Source organism: Escherichia sp. 93.0816 (genome assembly GCF_013368855.2).
Classification (GTDB): Bacteria; Pseudomonadota; Gammaproteobacteria; order Enterobacterales; family Enterobacteriaceae; genus Escherichia; species Escherichia ruysiae.
The window spans coordinates 56,445-76,560 of sequence record NZ_JABWNC020000018.1 but is presented as its reverse complement, the minus strand read 5'-3'; the positions used below and the strand labels follow the sequence as shown (position 1 = coordinate 76,560).

Below are 20,116 nucleotides of genomic sequence, written 5' to 3'. Positions count from 1 at the left end.
TATATTAAAATTTGTACTGAATGCCCGCGCCAATAATGTAATTATAGTTTTGCATCCCTGGCGAATCTTTCTCTTTTACGCTTTCACCCTTTTCTTTATAAAAAATTACTGTGTTACCAATATCATTAGAGAATCTACTCCATGACATTTCTGTGAAAACACGCGCCTGTGAATTAATGTTATACCCCACATTAATAAGACCTGAATAATATTTTTGGTTGGATACTTTATCTTTAAATGTAATGTTGCGCAAATAATGCTGATCTGTTCCTTTCCCTTCTCCCCAGGCGCTATATTTAAATTGAGCAATAATATCAAAATCATGATAGACATATTTACCAGAAAGACCTAAATAAGGCGCACTGAATTTTTGTTGGTAGCCAATAACTCTTTGGTTATGAGGAATATCTCCAGTGTCGGCACCATTATCATAACTATAGTAACCTCCTTTCGCCGTCCAACTGAAACGTGTCTCCTGATAGCCTAACATGGCGCCGAGTTGGTAGTTTTGATCCTTTAAAAACCAACCTGTCATATTGAGATCAAACTGATTTGCAAAATTCAACCGCGTTGCCGGGTGATGTGACCAATCGCTCCAGTGGTGCTGCCCCGGCTCCAGCCAGTCATAATCATCCATTAGCGTACCGGCAGACGCAATCGTCGTCCAGCCTTTAGCATTAAGCGTCAGCCATGAGATTGCATCCCAGGTTAGCCCCATTTTAATAATGGGGGTATTTTGAATTTTCCAGTCCAGTTGGCTAAGTTTGCCGCCATCGCTATAAACAAACTCACCTGACTCACCATTCAGAAATGAAAGAGAAGAATCACCAAAAACATTGTCAGATAAGAAATTAAATTCTGAAGATGCGCTTGCATACTGACTTAGATAAATTAAAGCAATAGCAAAAGAGACCTTTTTCATCAACATAGTTTCATCCTTATTAAACAATGTTAATTAGCTCATTAATTAAATTTAATTAATTCAAATTAATTAAATCAACTGAATATTACAATGCCATAAATGTTTATCGTCATCAAACAGAAAACATAAATAAACAAAATTTTACTGTTATTCTGAATCAAATAGAAATTTACAACCTGATGTAATAATGATTGCTCGAGAACAGGCGGGAATAATGAAAAGAATGACGATGCAGTTTAAATGCAAGATTTCATTGGGATAAGCAGAAAATATTGGTGTAAATGCTTGCCGGATGACAACATCATCCGGCGAGTACTTATGCTTTCAACTGGTAATCCAGCGTAATTTCCGCTTTCAGTACCTGAGAAACCGGGCATCCGGCTTTTGCTTTCTGAATAATGCCGTCAAAGGTTGAGGCATCAATACCCGGTACGGCAACTTCACTCTTCAGTGCGATTTTGGTAATCGCGAAACCAGCATCGACTTTATCCAGCGATACATCGGCAGTGGTATCAATCGATGTTGGCGTGAATCCCGCTTCCCCCAGCATTAATGAAAGCGCCATCGAGAAACAAGCGGCATGTGCCGCGCCAATCAATTCTTCAGGGTTGGTTCCTTTTTCGCCTTCAAAACGTGTGTTAAATCCATACGGCTGTTGGTTCAGCACGCCGCTCTCGGTGGATACTGTTCCCTTCCCGCGTTTGATATCGCCTTCCCAGTGTGCCTGACCTTTCTTATGGATTGTCATTGTTGCTCTCCTGTGGGCTTAAAAAGGAAATTATAGACTACGTGAGAAACAGCACGAGGATAAGCAGGATATTCCGAATAAAATCCGGCGAAAATATTACCTCTGCACTTAAATCAAATTACCGCAACAGAAGGCTGGGAATATATGGATTAAAAGATATCGCAGCAATATTAAGCAACGAACACCAATAACAATAGCCATGAAATTCATGCAGTTAAAATATAAAATTCATCAACCAGGACTAATCTTAACAACGAAGCGGCAAATATTTGCCATGCTGAATGTGCTTTATAAATCTGCGATCCGTAGCAGACACCATAAATACACAGACACGGAGAATCACTATGTTTACTTATTATCAGGCAGAAAATTCAACAGCAGAACCCGCTCTGGTTAATGCCATTGAGCAAGGCCTTCGGGCAGAGCACGGTGTTGTCACTGAAGATGACATTCTCATGGAGCTGACCAAATGGGTGGAAGCTTCTGATAACGACATCCTCAGTGATATCTACCAGCAAACCATCAATTATGTGGTCAGTGGCCAGCACCCTACGCTTTAAGCTGCTATGCTTGATCGGCAACCTAATTTAGGGGTTTAGCACGTGTTTCTTCGCTACGGCGATGTTGTCCTTAAAACTAGCAACAGGATTGAGGAGTTAAAATGAAATCGAACCGTCAGGCACGTCATATTCTTGGACTGGACCATAAAATTTCTAACCAGCGCAAAATAGTTACCGAAGGTGACAAATCCAGCGTGGTAAATAACCCAACCGGCAGAAAACGCCCCGCTGAAAAGTAATTCTTAACAATCAGTCCTCAATGACGATTAAACACCATTGCCTGCGCAATGGTGTTTTTGTTTTTATCTGCTTTATACTTGGGGGCGACGCCCTGGCGGTAAAGCAAAGACGATAAAAACCCCAGGGATGGATATTCAAAAAAGAGTGAGTGACATGGAACCAAAAACAAAAAAACAGCGTTCGCTTTATATTCCTTACGCTGGCCCTGTACTGCTGGAATTTCCGTTGTTGAATAAAGGCAGCGCCTTCAGCATGGAAGAACGCCGTAACTTCAACCTGCTGGGGTTACTGCCGGAAGTAGTCGAAACCATCGAAGAACAAGCGGAACGAGCATGGATCCAGTATCAGGGATTCAAAACCGAAATCGACAAGCACATCTACCTGCGTAACATCCAGGACACTAACGAAACCCTCTTCTACCGACTGGTAAACAATCATCTTGATGAGATGATGCCCGTTATTTACACCCCGACCGTTGGCGCAGCCTGTGAGCGTTTTTCTGAGATCTACCGCCGTTCGCGCGGCGTGTTTATCTCTTACCAGAACCGCCACAATATGGACGACATTCTGCAAAACGTGCCGAATCACAACATTAAAGTGATTGTGGTGACGGATGGCGAACGTATCCTGGGTCTTGGTGACCAGGGCATCGGCGGGATGGGTATTCCAATCGGTAAACTGTCGCTCTATACCGCCTGTGGCGGCATCAGCCCGGCGTATACCCTTCCGGTGGTGCTGGATGTCGGCACCAACAACCAGCAACTGCTTAATGACCCGTTGTATATGGGCTGGCGTAATCCGCGCATCACTGACGATGAATACTATGAATTCGTTGACGAATTTATCCAGGCAGTGAAGCAACGCTGGCCGAACGTGTTGCTGCAGTTTGAAGACTTTGCACAAAAAAATGCGATGCCGTTGCTTAACCGCTATCGCCATGAAATTTGTTCTTTTAACGATGACATTCAGGGCACCGCAGCGGTAACGGTCGGAACGCTGATCGCAGCCAGCCGCGCAGCAGGTGGTCAGTTAAGCGAGAAAAAGATTGTCTTCCTCGGCGCAGGTTCAGCGGGATGCGGCATTGCCGAAATGATTATCGCCCAGACCCAGCGCGAAGGATTAAGCGAAGAAGCGGCGCGACAGAAAGTGTTTATGGTCGATCGCTTTGGTCTGCTCACCGACAAGATGCCAAACCTGCTGCCTTTCCAGACCAAACTGGTGCAGAAGCGCGAAAACCTCAGAGACTGGGATACCGACAGCGATGTGCTGTCACTGCTGGATGTGGTGCGCAATGTAAAACCAGATATTCTGATTGGCGTCTCCGGACAGACCGGGCTGTTTACGGAAGAGATCATCCGTGAGATGCACAAACACTGTCCGCGTCCGATCGTGATGCCGTTGTCTAACCCGACTTCACGCGTGGAAGCCACTCCACAGGACATTATCGCCTGGACTGAAGGTAACGCGCTGGTTGCCACCGGTAGCCCGTTTAATCCGGTGGTATGGAAAGATAAAATCTACCCTATCGCCCAGTGTAACAACGCCTTTATTTTCCCAGGCATCGGGCTGGGTGTTATTGCTTCCGGCGCGTCACGTATCACCGATGAGATGCTGATGTCGGCAAGTGAAACTCTTGCTCAGTATTCGCCGCTGGTGCTGAACGGCGAAGGTCTGGTACTGCCGGAACTGAAAGACATCCAGAAAGTCTCCAGAGCGATTGCTTTTGCCGTTGGCAAAATGGCGCAGCAGCAAGGCGTGGCGGTGAAAACGTCTGCCGAAGCTCTGCAACAGGCCATTGACGACAACTTCTGGCAAGCCGAATACCGCGACTACCGCCGTACCTCCATCTAAGCCTCCGCCCGGTAGTGAATGTTACCGGGCAATTTCCCTCTCCCTTTTTCAGATCTCATCCATACTGGGTAGTGGCAAATAAATCTCATTTGCCTCACCTGCTATGCAGAACATCATCCGAAAAGGAGGAACTATGAAGGCTGCGGTTGTTACGAAGGATCATCATGTTGACGTTACGGATAAAACGCTGCGCTCACTGAAACATGGCGAAGCCCTGCTGAAAATGGAGTGTTGTGGCGTATGTCATACCGATCTTCATGTTAAGAATGGCGATTTTGGTGATAAAACCGGCGTGATTCTTGGACACGAAGGCATTGGTGTTGTGTCAGAAGTTGGCCCAGGTGTCACCTCATTAAAACCAGGCGATCGCGCAAGCGTGGCATGGTTTTACGAAGGATGCGGTCATTGCGAATACTGTAACAGTGGTAACGAAACGCTCTGCCGTTCAGTTAAAAACGCCGGATACAGCGTTGATGGCGGCATGGCGGAAGAGTGCATCGTGGTTGCTGATTACGCAGTAAAAGTGCCAGATGGCCTGGATTCGGCTGCTGCCAGCAGCATTACCTGTGCGGGCGTCACCACCTATAAAGCGGTGAAGCTGTCAAAAATTCGTCCCGGTCAGTGGATTGCTATCTATGGTCTTGGTGGCCTGGGTAACCTCGCCCTGCAATACGCGAAGAATGTCTTTAACGCCAAAGTGATCGCCATTGATGTCAATGATGAGCAGTTAAAACTGGCAACTGAAATGGGCGCTGATTTAGCTATTAACTCACGCACCGAAGACGCCGCCAAAATTGTGCAGGAGAAAGCGGGCGGTGCACACGCTGCGGTTGTTACAGCAGTAGCCAAAGCCGCGTTTAACTCGGCGGTTGATGCCGTTCGTGCAGGCGGGCGTGTTGTGGCAGTCGGTCTGCCGCCGGAGTCCATGAGCCTGGACATCCCACGCCTTGTGCTGGATGGTATTGAAGTGGTCGGTTCACTGGTCGGCACGCGCCAGGATCTCACCGAAGCTTTCCAGTTTGCCGCCGAAGGCAAAGTGGTGCCCAAAGTCGCCCTGCGTCCGTTAGCGGACATCAACACCATCTTTACCGAGATGGAAGAAGGCAAAATCCGTGGCCGTATGGTGATTGATTTCCGCCGCTAAGAGACCATTGCTGCGACTGCCAGTCCTGGTGTCGCAGCATCGCACACTCTCCAACATGAAATGGCTAAATGGATTATTGTTGCGTAAGAAGGAACAATAATGATAGTGTTCCCAGTGAAGGAACACTACTGAGAGTAAAGACACTGATGAAAATGGCCAATCATCCCCGCCCGGGGGACATTATTCAGGAATCACTGGACGAACTTAATGTCAGCCTGCGCGAGTTTGCCAGAGCAATGGAAATTGCTCCCTCAACGGCAAGCCGATTGCTGACCGGAAAAGCGGCTTTGACGCCAGAAATGGCGATTAAACTTTCCGTGGTGATCGGCAGTTCGCCGCAAATGTGGTTGAATCTGCAAAACGCGTGGAGTCTGGCAGAGGCTGAAAAAACGGTGGATGTGTCGCGACTACGCCGTCTGGTTACGCAGTAAAAAAATGGCGCCTTTTACAGCGCCATTTTCTGCTTAAAGTTCAAAAGAGATTATATCCCTTCTTCACTCTCTTTTTTCGCTTCTGCCTTCTCGATTTCACGATACCAGCGCGGATGGTGTTTCTTCGCCCAGCGACGGCTCACCTTCCCTTCGATCATCCCTTTAATCGACCCTTTCACCCAGAATGCCATATACATATGGATCAGGATGGCGTGGATCAGGATGATACCCGCTGCCGCGTGGATCAGCAGGCTATAACGGACAACCTGCATCGGGAAGTACTGCGCAAAGTACGGACGCCAGATAATCACCCCGGTCACCAGCAGCACGAAAATCATGCTCATGATTGACCAGAACATCATCTTCTGTCCGGCGTTGTACTTACCAACATCCGCCACTTTGTGCTCATTGCCTTTCAATACTTCGACAATGTTCAACAGCCACGGAATATCTTTCTTATCCGGGATGTTGTGATGCACAAAGCGGAAGAACATAAACATCAGCGCGACGAAAATCGCAATGCCGAAGAACGGGTGCAAAATGCGCCCCATCTGCGGCGTACCGAAGGTTTGCGTCAGCCATTGCAGCGTCGGGAAGAAGAACGAAATCCCGGACAGCGCCACCAGGAAGAAGCAAATCACCACGGTCCAGTGACAGGCGCGATCAATAAACTTTGTGCGCACAATCATTTTCGACTTACTCATGATGATCCTCCTCGTCATCGTCCACTTCCTTATTCGGGCCAATACCGATGTAGTGGAAAATCAACCCGGCAAAAGTGGCGATAAAGCCAGCCGCTGCCAGCGGTTTCAACGCGCCTTTCCACAGGCTTACCGAGGTATCGATCTTCGGATCTTTCGGCAGACCATGATACAGCTCCGGCTGATCGGCGTGATGCAGCACGTACATAACGTGCGTACCACCGACCCCTTCCGGGTTGTAGACGCCAGCATGTTCGTAACCACGCGCTTTCAGTTTCGCCACGCGCTGTTCCGCCAGCTCCAGCATCTCCTTCTTGGTGCCGAAGTGGATAGCCCCGGTCGGGCAAGTTTTTACACAAGCCGGTTCCTGGCCGACGCTGACGCGATCGACGCAGAGCGTGCATTTATATACCCGGTTATCCTCTTTGTTGAGGCGCGGAATATTAAACGGACACCCGGCAATGCAGTAACCACAGCCGATACAGTTTTCCGACTGGAAATCGACAATCCCGTTAGCGTACTGAATGATTGCACCAGCAGACGGGCACGCCTTCAGGCAGCCCGGATCTTCACAGTGCATACAGCCGTCTTTACGAATCAGCCACTCCAGCTTGCCGTTCTGTTCGGTTTCGCTAAAGCGCATCACCGTCCAGGACTTGGCGCTCAGATCGGCGGGGTTATCGTAAACCCCGACGCAGTGCCCCACTTCATCACGGATGTCGTTCCACTCCGAACACGCCACCTGACAAGCTTTACAGCCGATACAGGTGGAAACGTCGATAAGTTTCGCGACTTCTGCTTTGTAATCACGCACCTGAGAAGGCGGCGTGATGGAGTTAGTTGCGGACCTTTTGATAATGTCCTGCGTTTCCATAGCCATCTGTTCGCCCCCTTACGCCTTCTCGATGTTTACTAAGAACGCTTTATATTCCGGCGTTTGCGAGTTTGCATCACCGACATTCGGCGTCAGAGTGTTAGCGATATAACCTTTACGCGCGACACCCTCAAAGCCCCAGTGGATCGGAATACCCACCGTTTCAACCTGCTGACCGTTTACATTCAGCGGCTTCAGACGGCGCGTTACCACAGCCACCGCGCGGATAAAGCCACGCTTGCTGGAGACAGTGACACGGTCACCATTGGCGATGCCTTTCGCTGCCGCCAGCGTTTCGCTGATTTCCACAAACTGTTCCGGCTGGGCGATTGCGTTGAGCAATGCGTGCTTGGTCCAGGTGTGGAAGTGCTCGGTCAGACGATAAGTTGTACCCACATACGGGAACTGCTCTTTTTTACCCATCCGCAGCGCGTCTTGTTCATACAGACGAACGACCGGGTTAGAAACCACGTTCGGATGCAGTGGGTTAGTTCCCAGCGGCGTCTCAATCGGCTCGTAGTGTTCCGGGAACGGACCTTCCGCCATTTTGTTGATGGCAAACAGGCGTCCCATCCCTTCCGGCTGCATGATAAACGGCCCGGTTGGCGTACCTGGCGCGGCATTGCCGAAGTCAGGAATATCGTTACCCGTCCACTTGCTGCCGTTCCACTGGATCAGCATTCGTTTCGGATCCCACGGTTTACCGTTGATATCCGCTGAAGCACGGTTGTACAGCACGCGACGGTTGAGCGGCCACGCCCAGGCCCATCCCAGCGTATTCCCCAGACCGGACGGGTCGGAGTTATCGCGGTTGGCCATCTGGTTGCCCTGCTCTGTCCAGCTACCGGTGTAGATCCAGCAAGAAGATGCGGTCGTACCGTCATCACGCAGATGCGCAAAGCTACTCAGCAACTGACCTTTCTTCGCAATCAGCACGCCATTGGCATCATAGAGATCTTCCAGCGCATAGCCGTTGTTCTCTTTTGCCACTTCGTCAGACTGCGGTTCGTGCGGCTGCTTGTAGTTCCAGCTCATCTTCATCAGCGGTTCAACGCCTTTACCACCTTCAGCTTTGTACAGCTCGCGCAGGTGATGGTAGATACCCGCCAGAATTTCGCCGTCGTTACGCGCTTCGCCCGGTGCGTCCTGACCTTTCCAGTGCCACTGCAACCAGCGACCGGAGTTGGCGATAGAACCATCTTCTTCAGCAAAGCAGGTCGAAGGCAGGCGGAATACCTCAGTCTGAATAGACGCCGGATCGACATCGTTCGACTCGCCGTGGTTCTGCCAGAAAGTAGACGTTTCAGTCACCAGCGGATCGATAACCACCATGTACTTCAGCTTACTCAGGCAGCTAACCACTTTGTTTTTGTCCGGGAAGGACGCAACCGGGTTAAAGCCCTGGCAGAAATAACCGCTGACTTTGCCTTCGTCCATCATGTTGAAATACTTGATGACGTCGTAGGTCTGGTCCCACTTCGGCAGCCAGTCGTAGCCCCAGTTGTTCTCTTTCTGCGCGGCATCGCCGTAGAAAGATTTCATCAGGCTAACGAAGAACTTCGGATAGTTGCTCCAGTAGTTCACCTGATCCGCCAGCGTCGCTTTCGGCGTATTCGCTTCCAGATAAGACTGCAAATCAACCTGTTTTTCTGACGGCAGCGTCAGATAACCCGGCAGGCTGGTAGAGAGCAGACCTAAGTCGGTCAGCCCCTGAATGTTGGAGTGACCACGCAGTGCGTTCACGCCGCCACCAGCCATACCCATGTTGCCGAGCAGCAACTGGATCATCGCCATAGTACGGATGTTCTGCGCACCGACGGTGTGCTGCGTCCAGCCCAGCGCGTACAGGAAGGTGGTTGTGCGATCCGGCGCGCTGGTGGAGGCCAGCACTTCACACACTTTCAGGAAGTCAGCTTTTGGCGTACCGCAGATGTTTTCCACGACGTCCGGCGTGTAGCGGGAAACGTGCTCTTTCAGCAGGTTCCACACGCAGCGCGGATGAGTCAGCGTGTCATCGCGTTTCGCATAGCCGTTTTCATCGAACTGATAGTTCCAGGACGACTTATCGTACTGGCGTTTTTCAGCGTCATAACCGCTGAACAGACCGTCTTCGAAAGCAAAATCATCACGCACCAGCAGGCTGGCGTTGGTGTAATGCTTAACGTATTCAGCGTTGATTTTGTTGTTTTCGATCAGGTAGCGCAAAACGCCAGACAGGAACGTAATGTCCGTACCGGAACGAATAGGTGCGTAAATATCCGCCACAGAAGCGGTACGCGTAAAACGGGGATCGACAACGATCAAGGTTGCATCGTTGTTGTTTTTCGCTTCCATCGCCCAACGGAAACCGACGGGATGCGCTTCAGCAGCGTTACCACCCATTACCATTACGACGTTAGCGTTTTTGATATCCACCCAGTGGTTGGTCATCGCACCGCGACCAAATGTTGGAGCAAGACTTGCTACCGTTGGTCCGTGTCAGACGCGCGCCTGGTTGTCTACCGCCAGCATCCCGAGGGAGCGGGCAAATTTTTGGGTCAGCATCCCGGTTTCGTTGCTGGCGCCGGAAGCACACAGCATACCGGTAGAAAGCCAACGGTTTACCGTTACGCCCTGCTCATTCTTTTCAATAAAGTTGGCGTCACGGTCAGCTTTCATCAGCTTCGCAATACGGGAGAATGCTTCATCCCAGCTAATGCGCTGCCATTTATCAGAGCCTGGCGCACGATATTCCGGGTAACGCAGACGGTTTTCGCTGTTCACGTAATCCAGCAAACCGGCGCCTTTCGGGCACAGTGCGCCGCGACTTACCGGATGATCCGGGTCACCTTCAATGTGATAAATCGCTTCTCTGGCGTTTTTCGCGCCATCACCCAGGCTATACATCAATAGCCCGCAACCTACGGAACAGTATGTGCAGGTGTTACGGATCTCTTTAGCGCGTAATAATTTGTAGTTTCGCGCCTGAGCCAGTGCTTGCTTCGGGGCAAAGCCCAATGCCGCTACCGTTGTTCCAGCCATACCGCCCGCGCAGATTTTAAAAAATTGTCTGCGACTGACGTCCATTGCTTTCCTCTTTTTTCAGGGGTATTACTGCGCGAGGAAACTAACAGTAAAATTCTGAATCTTTTTGCGCGAAATCAAAAAGAACACGTGTTTGCCACAAAATAATCCGCCTGCGCAAATTGACCTACCTCAATAGCGGTAGAAAAACGCACCACTGCCTGACAGGCCAGTTAAAAAAATGCTATAAAATTCAGCTTAATTTTTAACGGCAAGAGAGACAAAACAGCGAGCATGACACGACAAAAAGCAACGCTCATAGGGCTGATAGCGATCGTCCTGTGGAGCACGATGGTGGGGTTAATTCGCGGCGTCAGTGAGGGGCTTGGTCCGGTCGGTGGTGCGGCGGCGATCTATTCATTAAGCGGACTGCTGTTAATATTCACCGTTGGATTCCCACGTATCCGGCAGATCCCGAAAGGCTATTTACTTGCGGGCAGCGTATTGTTCGTGAGTTATGAAATCTGCCTCGCGCTTTCCTTAGGTTATGCTGCTACCCGCCATCAGGCGATAGAAGTGGGTATGGTGAACTATTTATGGCCCAGCCTGACGATACTTTTCGCCATTCTTTTTAATGGTCAGAAAACAAACTGGCTGATTATTCCCGGATTGCTTTTAGCCTTGATAGGTGTCTGTTGGGTATTAGGCGGCGACAATGGGCTGCAATATGATGAAATCATCAATAATATTACCACCAGTCCATTAAGTTATTTTTTGGCGTTTATTGGTGCGTTTATCTGGGCAGCTTATTGCACAGTCACTAATAAATATGCCCGTGGATTTAACGGCATTACCGTTTTCGTTCTTCTGACGGGAGCAAGTCTATGGATTTACTATTTTATAACGCCACAACCAGAGATGGTTTTTAGCTTCCCCGTCATCGTTAAACTCATATCTGCGGCATTAACTTTAGGATTTGCTTACGCCGCCTGGAATGTCGGTATTTTACATGGCAACGTAACGATTATGGCGGTTGGTTCTTATTTTACGCCTGTACTTTCCTCTGCTCTGGCTGCCGTGCTACTCAACGCACCGCTATCGTTCTCATTCTGGCAAGGCGCACTCATGGTCTGTGGCGGCTCTCTGCTCTGTTGGCTGGCGACACGTCACCGATAAAGAAAGATAGCAACGCTTCATGCTGCAACAAAACACGTTCAGGCTATGCGGATTGAAATATTAGTGAAGGCAATGATATATCTTTGTTACATTCAGTAACACATAACCCTTCAGATAAACCGCATTCTCGCCGCGCGGCTGCGCTTTCTTATCTATTCTTTCAGTCAGTATCTCACCTGATTCTCTTAATTCTAAAAGTGGGTCATCACGCCCAACGTCCTGTCTTTCTTTTTTTCATTACCAACGTGTGCATGTGAGGAAGAATATGGCACTGCAAAATGAGAAAAGTAATCGTTATCTTTTGCGCGACTGGAAGCCAGAAAATCCGGCCTTCTGGGAAAATAAAGGAAAACATATAGCACGAAGAAATCTCTGGATATCAGTCAGTTGTTTACTTCTTGCATTCTGTGTCTGGATGTTATTTAGCGCAGTCACCGTTAATCTCAATAAAATTGGCTTTAATTTTACGACCGATCAGCTTTTTTTATTAACCGCATTACCCTCCGTTTCTGGCGCATTATTACGTGTCCCCTACTCCTTTATGGTGCCTATATTTGGTGGGCGTCGCTGGACTGTTTTTAGTACCGCGATCCTGATTATTCCCTGCGTCTGGCTCGGTATTGCCGTACAAAATCCCCATACTCCTTTTGGAATATTTATTGTTATTGCCTTGCTGTGTGGTTTCGCTGGCGCGAACTTTGCTTCCAGTATGGGCAATATCAGTTTTTTCTTCCCAAAAGCAAAACAAGGTAGCGCATTAGGGATTAATGGCGGATTAGGCAATTTAGGCGTCAGCGTGATGCAACTGGTTGCGCCACTGGTGATTTTTGTTCCGGTATTTGCCTTTCTCGGTGTTAATGGCGTACCGCAGGCCGATGGCTCGGTGATGTCGCTGGCGAACGCCGCATGGATTTGGGTGCCACTGCTGGCGATCGCCACTATCGCCGCCTGGTTTGGGATGAACGATATCGCCAGTTCACGCGCGTCAATTGCCGACCAGTTGCCCGTTTTACAACGTCTGCATCTCTGGCTGTTGAGTTTGCTCTATCTTGCCACCTTCGGTTCGTTTATCGGTTTTTCCGCTGGTTTTGCCATGCTGGCAAAAACTCAGTTCCCGGATGTGAATATTCTGCAACTGGCGTTCTTTGGGCCGTTTATCGGCGCGATTGCCCGGTCAGTTGGCGGTGCTATCTCCGATAAATTTGGCGGCGTGCGGGTGACGCTTATCAACTTTATTTTTATGGCGCTTTTCAGTGCCCTGTTGTTCCTCACTCTGCCTGGTACAGGTTCCGGCAATTTCATCGCATTTTTCGCCGTGTTTATGGGGTTGTTCCTGACAGCGGGTCTGGGTAGTGGCTCCACCTTCCAGATGATTGCCGTCATCTTCCGCCAGATAACCATTTATCGCGTCAAGATGAAAGGCGGCAGCGATGATGAAGCGCAGCGAGAAGCGATCACCGAAACGGCGGCAGCTCTGGGCTTTATCTCAGCCATTGGCGCAGTGGGCGGCTTTTTTATTCCGCAGGCGTTTGGCATGTCGCTGAATATGACCGGCTCTCCGGTGGGCGCGATGAAAGTGTTTTTAATCTTTTACATCATCTGTGTACTGCTGACCTGGCTGGTCTATGGTCGGCGAAAGTTTAGCCAAAAATAAGAGATCGATGCCTGACGCGTCGTGTCGCACCCGTAGGCCGGAGAAGGCGTTTGGCATCAGATCCCAAATCATTCCTGGAGCAGGAGTCATGTCATGAGTAAACTTTTGGATCGCTTTCGCTACTTCAAACAAAAGGGCGAAACCTTTGCCGATGGTCACGGACAGGTGATGCATAGCAACCGCGACTGGGAGGACAGCTATCGCCAGCGTTGGCAGTTCGACAAAATCGTGCGTTCCACCCACGGCGTTAACTGTACCGGCTCCTGTAGCTGGAAAATCTACGTTAAAAACGGTCTGGTGACCTGGGAAATCCAACAGACCGACTACCCGCGCACTCGCCCTGACCTGCCCAATCATGAACCTCGCGGCTGCCCGCGTGGCGCAAGTTACTCCTGGTATCTCTACAGCGCCAACCGCCTGAAATACCCGCTAATTCGTAAACGGCTGATTGAACTGTGGCGCGAAGCACTTAAACAACACAGCGATCCGGTACTGGCGTGGGCATCGATTATGAATGACCCGCAAAAGTGCCTGAGCTACAAGCAGATACGCGGGCGCGGTGGCTTTATCCGCTCCAACTGGCAGGAACTGAATCAACTGATTGCCGCCGCTAACGTCTGGACCATCAAAACCTACGGCCCGGATCGCGTTGCCGGTTTCTCGCCGATCCCGGCGATGTCGATGGTCTCTTACGCCGCCGGAACGCGCTACCTGTCGCTACTCGGCGGCACCTGTTTAAGTTTCTATGACTGGTATTGTGACCTGCCGCCCGCCTCGCCGATGACCTGGGGCGAGCAAACCGACGTGCCGGAATCCGCCGACTGGTATAACTCCAGCTACATCATTGCCTGGGGTTCTAACGTACCGCAGACGCGCACGCCAGACGCCCACTTCTTTACCGAAGTACGTTACAAAGGCACCAAAACTATCGCTATTACCCCGGACTACTCGGAAGTAGCAAAACTGTGCGACCAGTGGCTGGCGCCAAAGCAAGGCACCGATAGCGCACTGGCAATGGCGATGGGACATGTGATTTTAAAAGAGTTTCACCTCGATAACCCCAGCGACTACTTTATCAACTACTGCCGCCGCTACAGTGATATGTCGATGCTGGTAATGCTGGAACCGCGCGACGATGGCAGCTACGTGCCTGGACGCATGATCCGCGCGTCTGACCTGGTGGATGGACTGGGTGAAAGCAACAATCCGCAGTGGAAAACCGTGGCAGTTAATACCGCTGGGGAACTGGTGGTGCCGAACGGTTCGATTGGTTTTCGCTGGGGAGAAAAAGGCAAATGGAATCTGGAATCCATTGCCGCAGGTTCAGAAACAGAGTTGTCGTTAACCCTGCTCGGTCAACACGACGACGTTGCAGGCGTGGCCTTCCCCTACTTTGGCGGCATTGAAAACCCGCATTTTCGCAGCGTAAAACACGATCCGATTCTGGTACGCCAGCTTCCGGTGAAAAATCTGACGCTCGCCGATGGCAGTACCTGTCCGGTGGTCAGCGTTTATGATCTGGTGCTGGCAAATTACGGTCTTGATCGCGGGCTGGAAGACGAAAACAGCGCGAAGGATTACGCTGAAATCAAAGCCTACACGCCGGCCTGGGGCGAGCAAATTACCGGCGTGCCGCGTCAGTATATTGAAACCATCGCCCGTGAATTTGCCGATACTGCCCATAAAACCCACGGACGTTCGATGATTATCCTCGGTGCTGGTGTTAACCACTGGTATCACATGGATATGAACTACCGTGGGATGATCAATATGCTGATCTTCTGCGGTTGTGTCGGGCAAAGCGGTGGCGGCTGGGCGCACTATGTCGGTCAGGAAAAACTGCGTCCGCAAACCGGTTGGTTACCACTGGCCTTTGCGCTTGACTGGAACCGCCCACCGCGCCAGATGAACAGCACCTCATTTTTTTACAATCACTCAAGCCAGTGGCGCTATGAAAAAGTCACCGCTCAGGAATTGCTCTCACCGCTTGCCGATGCCAGTAAATACAGCGGTCATCTGATTGATTTCAACGTTCGCGCCGAACGCATGGGCTGGCTACCTTCTGCGCCGCAGTTGGGGCGTAACCCGCTCTCCCTGAAAGCCGAAGCCGACAAGGCCGGATTGTCACCCGCCGAATTTACCGCTCAGGCGCTGAAATCGGGCGATTTGCGTATGGCCTGCGAGCAGCCGGATAACGGCAGCAATCATCCGCGTAACCTGTTTGTCTGGCGTTCTAACCTGCTTGGCTCCTCCGGCAAAGGCCATGAGTATATGCAGAAATATCTGCTGGGTACGGAAAGCGGTATTCAGGGGGAAGAACTTGGGCTGACGGAGGGAATTCAACCGGAAGAAGTTGAGTGGCAAACCGCCGCGATAGAGGGCAAGCTCGACCTGCTGGTGACGCTTGACTTCCGCATGTCCAGCACCTGTTTATTCTCCGATATCGTCCTGCCTACCGCGACCTGGTACGAAAAAGACGATATGAATACCTCGGATATGCATCCGTTTATTCATCCACTTTCAGCGGCGGTCGATCCGGCGTGGGAGTCACGCAGCGACTGGGAAATCTACAAAGGTATCGCCAAAGCATTCTCGCAAGTCTGCGTGGGGCATCTTGGCAAAGAAACAGATATTGTACTGCAACCGTTATTACACGACTCTCCGGCAGAACTCTCCCAGCCGTGTGAAGTGCTCGACTGGCGCAAAGGCGAATGCGACCTGATCCCTGGTAAAACCGCGCCGAATATTGTGGCGGTGGAGCGCGACTACCCTGCTACCTATGAACGTTTTACCTCGCTGGGGCCGTTGATGGACAAACTTGGCAACGGCGGTAAAGGGATTTCGTGGAATACCCAGGATGAAATCGATTTCCTCGGCAAACTCAATTACACCAAACGCGATGGCCCGGCTCAGGGGCGTCCGCTGATTGACACCGCCATTGATGCATCAGAGGTCATTCTGGCGCTGGCACCAGAAACCAACGGCCATGTGGCGGTAAAAGCCTGGCAGGCGCTGGGCGAGATCACCGGGCGCGAACATACTCATCTGGCGCTGCACAAAGAGGACGAGAAGATTCGCTTTCGCGATATTCAGGCGCAGCCGCGTAAAATCATCTCCAGCCCCACCTGGTCCGGTCTGGAAAGCGATCACGTCTCCTATAACGCGGGATACACCAATGTTCACGAGTTAATTCCGTGGCGCACGCTGTCTGGGCGCCAGCAGCTCTATCAGGATCATCCCTGGATGCGTGCCTTTGGTGAAAGCCTGGTGGCTTATCGTCCACCTATCGACACCCGCAGTGTCAGTGAAATGCGCCAGATCCCGCCAAATGGCTTCCCGGAAAAAGCACTTAACTTCCTGACGCCGCACCAGAAATGGGGCATTCACTCTACCTACAGTGAAAACCTGCTAATGCTGACGCTCTCGCGCGGCGGGCCGATTGTCTGGATCAGCGAAACCGATGCCCGCGAACTGACCATTGTTGATAACGACTGGGTGGAAGTGTTTAACGCCAACGGTGCGCTGACGGCTCGTGCGGTAGTCAGTCAGCGAGTGCCGCCGGGTATGACCATGATGTATCACGCCCAGGAACGCATTATGAATATCCCCGGCTCGGAAGTGACCGGAATGCGCGGCGGTATTCACAACTCAGTCACCCGCGTTTGCCCGAAGCCGACGCATATGATTGGCGGTTACGCGCAACTGGCCTGGGGCTTTAACTACTACGGCACCGTCGGCTCGAACCGCGATGAATTCATCATGATCCGCAAGATGAAAAACGTTAACTGGCTGGACGATGAAGGTCGCGATCAGGTACAGGAGGCGAAAAAATGAAGATACGTTCGCAAGTCGGCATGGTGCTTAACCTCGATAAATGTATCGGCTGCCACACCTGTTCTGTGACCTGTAAAAACGTCTGGACCGGGCGCGAAGGCATGGAGTACGCATGGTTTAACAACGTCGAAACCAAACCGGGCATTGGTTATCCGAAAAACTGGGAAGATCAGGAAGAGTGGCAAGGCGGCTGGGTGCGTGATGTGAATGGCAAGATCCGCCCGCGCCTGGGCAGCAAGATGGGCGTAATAACCAAAATCTTCGCCAACCCGGTGATACCGCAGATTGACGACTACTACGAACCTTTCACCTTCGACTACGAACATTTGCATAGCGCGCCGGAAGGTAAACACATTCCCACCGCCCGCCCACGTTCGCTGATTGACGGCAAACGGATGGACAAAGTGATCTGGGGGCCAAACTGGGAAGAATTGCTGGGCGGCGAGTTTGAAAAACGCGCCCGCGACCGCAACTTCGAAGCCATGCAAAAGGAGATGTACGGTCAGTTTGAAAACACCTTCATGATGTACCTGCCGCGCCTGTGCGAACACTGTCTTAACCCTAGCTGCGTGGCGACCTGCCCCAGCGGCGCTATCTACAAACGCGAAGAAGACGGCATTGTGCTGATCGATCAGGATAAATGTCGTGGCTGGCGCTTGTGCATTAGCGGTTGTCCATACAAAAAAATCTACTTCAACTGGAAAAGCGGCAAGTCAGAAAAATGCATCTTCTGTTATCCGCGAATTGAGTCTGGTCAGCCAACGGTCTGCTCCGAAACCTGCGTGGGTCGCATTCGTTATCTTGGTGTACTGCTCTACGACGCCGACCGCATCGAGGAGGCGGCGAGCACCGAGCGCGAAGTTGATCTCTATGAACGCCAGTGCGAAGTGTTCCTCGATCCGCACGATCCATCAGTGATCGAAGAAGCCCTGAAACAAGGTATCCCGCAAAACGTGATTGAGGCAGCTCAGCGTTCGCCTGTTTACAAAATGGCGATGGACTGGAAACTGGCGCTACCACTGCACCCGGAATATCGCACCCTGCCGATGGTCTGGTACGTGCCGCCGCTGTCGCCGATTCAGTCTTACGCCGACGCGGGCGGACTGCCCAAAAGCGAAGGCGTGCTGCCCGCCATCGAAAGCCTGCGTATTCCGGTGCAATATCTCGCCAATATGTTGAGTGCCGGCGATACCGGTCCGGTACTGCGGGCGCTGAAACGGATGATGGCGATGCGCCACTATATGCGTTCACAAACCGTGGAAAGCGTTACTGATACCCGTGCCATCGACGAAGTAGGCCTGAGCGTCGCCCAGGTCGAAGAGATGTATCGCTATCTCGCCATTGCCAACTATGAAGATCGTTTTGTCATCCCGACCAGCCATCGGGAAATGGCGGGCGATGCCTTCGCAGAACGCAACGGCTGCGGTTTTACCTTTGGCGACGGTTGTCACGGCTCGGACAGCAAATTCAACCTGTTCAACAGTAGCCGTATCGATGCCATCAACATCACCGAAGTGCGCGACAAAGCGGAGGGCGAATAATGCAGATCCTCAAAGTGATCGGCCTGTTGATGGAGTATCCGAACGAGCTGTTGTGGGAATGCAAGGAGGACGCGCTGGCGCTTATCCGCCGCGACGCGCCGATGCTCACCGATTTTGCACTCGACCTGCTCAACGCGCCGCTGCTGGATAAACAGGCCGAATGGTGTGAAGTGTTTGACCGCGGGCGCACCACGTCGCTGCTGCTGTTTGAACATGTTCATGCCGAGTCCCGCGATCGCGGCCAGGCAATGGTGGACCTGCTGGCGGAGTATGAAAAGGTCGGTCTGCAACTGAATTGTAGGGAACTGCCCGATTATCTACCGCTGTATCTGGAGTATTTAAGCGTACTTCCGGACGATCAGGCGAAAGAAGGATTACTCAACGTTGCGCCGATCCTCGCCCTGCTTGGCGGACGCTTAAAACAACGCGAGGCACCGTGGTACGCGTTATTTGACGCCCTGTTGCAACTGGCAGAAAGCCCTCTATCAAGTGACAGCGTCACAAAACAGATTCGCAGTGAAGAGCGTGACGACACCCGCCAGGCGCTGGATGCGGTGTGGGAAGAAGAACAGGTGAAGTTCATTGAAGATAACGCCACGGCGTGTGACAGCTCGCCGCTTAATCAATATCAGCGACGCTTTAGCCAGGATGTCGCGCCGCAGTATGTCGACATCAGTGCGGGAGGTGGGAAATGATTCAGTATCTGAACGTCTTTTTTTACGATATCTACCCGTACATTTGTGCGACGGTGTTTTTCCTCGGCAGCTGGCTGCGCTACGACTACGGGCAGTACACCTGGCGCGCCTCCTCAAGTCAAATGCTCGATAAACGCGGGATGGTGATATGGTCGAATCTGTTCCATATTGGCATTTTGGGGATTTTCTTCGGGCACCTGTTCGGCATGTTAACGCCGCACTGGATGTACGCGTGGTTTTTGCCAGTGGCAGCGAAACAACTAATGGCGATGGTGCTCGGAGGCATTTGCGGTGTGTTGACGTTGATTGGTGGCGCAGGACTGCTGTGGCGCAGGCTGACAAATCAGCGCGTGCGTGCCACTTCCACTACGCCGGATATCATCATCATGAGCATTTTGCTGGTCCAGTGTCTGTTGGGGCTAAGTACCATACCGTTTTCAGCACAGTATCCTGATGGTAGCGAAATGATGAAGCTGGTGGGTTGGGCGCAAAGCATTGTCACTTTCCGTGGCGGATCGTCAGAAATGCTCAACGGCGTAGCGTTCGTCTTCCGCCTGCATCTGGTGTTGGGAATGACCATCTTCCTGCTCTTCCCGTTCACTAGACTGGTGCATGTGTGGAGCGCGCCGTTTGAGTACTTTACCCGTCGGTATCAGATTGTACGTTCGCGGCGATAATTTCACCCTGGCCGGATAGCTCTTCGCTCTCCGGCCACTTGCAGGCTATGATAGTTCTCCAGCCA

At 51.3% G+C, this 20,116-nt stretch carries 16 protein-coding genes; 11 read left to right on the top strand and 5 right to left on the bottom strand.

The features are described 5' to 3' along the window. Window positions 1-4 precede the first annotated feature (4 nt). Complete coding sequence (locus HEM79_RS17055) at window positions 5-928, bottom strand: omptin family outer membrane protease (RefSeq protein ID WP_176241067.1); 924 nt, start codon at window positions 926-928, stop codon at window positions 5-7. Between the two features lie 310 nt (window positions 929-1,238). Then, window positions 1,239-1,670: a peroxiredoxin OsmC gene (gene osmC, locus HEM79_RS17050; protein ID WP_000152304.1), complete on the bottom strand. Its 432-nt coding sequence runs from the start codon at window positions 1,668-1,670 to the stop codon at window positions 1,239-1,241. A gap of 344 nt (window positions 1,671-2,014) precedes the next feature. Between osmC and bdm the strand changes: the two genes are divergently transcribed. From bdm to HEM79_RS17025, 5 genes are all read left to right on the top strand, one after another. Next, entirely contained in the window at window positions 2,015-2,230 is a 216-nt protein-coding gene (bdm, locus tag HEM79_RS17045) for a biofilm-dependent modulation protein (RefSeq protein WP_000495766.1), read from the top strand. A 101-nt stretch (window positions 2,231-2,331) separates the two neighbouring features. Next, entirely contained in the window at window positions 2,332-2,469 is a 138-nt protein-coding gene (sra, locus tag HEM79_RS17040; RefSeq protein ID WP_000841554.1) for a stationary-phase-induced ribosome-associated protein, read from the top strand. Window positions 2,470-2,623: 154 nt separating this feature from the next. Beyond that, window positions 2,624-4,321, top strand: coding sequence for a malate dehydrogenase (gene maeA / locus HEM79_RS17035; protein WP_000433477.1), 1,698 nt, complete (start codon window positions 2,624-2,626; stop codon window positions 4,319-4,321). Window positions 4,322-4,454: 133 nt separating this feature from the next. Then, entirely contained in the window at window positions 4,455-5,465 is a 1,011-nt protein-coding gene (gene adhP / locus HEM79_RS17030; RefSeq protein ID WP_000642427.1) for an alcohol dehydrogenase AdhP, read from the top strand. Between the two features lie 146 nt (window positions 5,466-5,611). Next, window positions 5,612-5,896, top strand: coding sequence for a HigA family addiction module antitoxin (locus HEM79_RS17025; RefSeq protein ID WP_000781370.1), 285 nt, complete (start codon window positions 5,612-5,614; stop codon window positions 5,894-5,896). A 50-nt stretch (window positions 5,897-5,946) separates the two neighbouring features. Here the strand turns inward: HEM79_RS17025 and fdnI are convergent, their stop codons facing one another. From fdnI to fdnG, 3 genes are read right to left on the bottom strand one after another with little or no spacing between them, the layout of a single operon-like run. Further along, window positions 5,947-6,600 (bottom strand): formate dehydrogenase-N subunit gamma, encoded by a 654-nt coding sequence (gene fdnI, locus HEM79_RS17020; protein ID WP_000045638.1) that lies wholly within the window; start codon window positions 6,598-6,600, stop codon window positions 5,947-5,949. After that, window positions 6,593-7,477, bottom strand: a complete 885-nt coding sequence (gene fdnH / locus HEM79_RS17015) for a formate dehydrogenase N subunit beta (RefSeq protein ID WP_001240582.1) — start codon at window positions 7,475-7,477, stop codon at window positions 6,593-6,595. The genes fdnI and fdnH overlap by 8 nt, the downstream gene beginning before the upstream one ends. Before the next feature lie 12 nt (window positions 7,478-7,489). Then, window positions 7,490-10,537, bottom strand: coding sequence for a formate dehydrogenase-N subunit alpha (gene fdnG, locus HEM79_RS17010; RefSeq protein WP_077633351.1), 3,048 nt, complete (start codon window positions 10,535-10,537; stop codon window positions 7,490-7,492). A gap of 231 nt (window positions 10,538-10,768) precedes the next feature. Here fdnG and yddG point away from each other — a divergent pair, with 231 nt between their 5' ends. The 6 genes from yddG to narI all read left to right on the top strand — a co-directional run bounded on the left by yddG (window position 10,769) and on the right by narI (window position 20,051). Continuing rightward, window positions 10,769-11,650, top strand: a complete 882-nt coding sequence (yddG, locus tag HEM79_RS17005; RefSeq protein ID WP_176241066.1) for an aromatic amino acid efflux DMT transporter YddG — start codon at window positions 10,769-10,771, stop codon at window positions 11,648-11,650. Window positions 11,651-11,915: 265 nt separating this feature from the next. Then, window positions 11,916-13,304, top strand: coding sequence for a nitrate/nitrite transporter NarU (gene narU / locus HEM79_RS17000; protein ID WP_032225171.1), 1,389 nt, complete (start codon window positions 11,916-11,918; stop codon window positions 13,302-13,304). A gap of 93 nt (window positions 13,305-13,397) precedes the next feature. Next, entirely contained in the window at window positions 13,398-17,138 is a 3,741-nt protein-coding gene (gene narZ / locus HEM79_RS16995; protein ID WP_176241065.1) for a nitrate reductase Z subunit alpha, read from the top strand. Further along, window positions 17,135-18,679, top strand: coding sequence for a nitrate reductase subunit beta (gene narH, locus HEM79_RS16990; protein ID WP_176241064.1), 1,545 nt, complete (start codon window positions 17,135-17,137; stop codon window positions 18,677-18,679). The genes narZ and narH overlap by 4 nt, the downstream gene beginning before the upstream one ends. Further along, on the top strand, window positions 18,679-19,374 hold the full coding sequence (gene narW / locus HEM79_RS16985; RefSeq protein ID WP_176241063.1) for a nitrate reductase molybdenum cofactor assembly chaperone: 696 nt from the start codon (window positions 18,679-18,681) through the stop codon (window positions 19,372-19,374). The genes narH and narW overlap by 1 nt, the downstream gene beginning before the upstream one ends. Then, window positions 19,371-20,051 (top strand): respiratory nitrate reductase subunit gamma, encoded by a 681-nt coding sequence (narI, locus tag HEM79_RS16980; protein ID WP_000617116.1) that lies wholly within the window; start codon window positions 19,371-19,373, stop codon window positions 20,049-20,051. Before narW ends, narI begins: the two co-directional genes overlap by 4 nt. Window positions 20,052-20,116 lie beyond the last annotated feature (65 nt).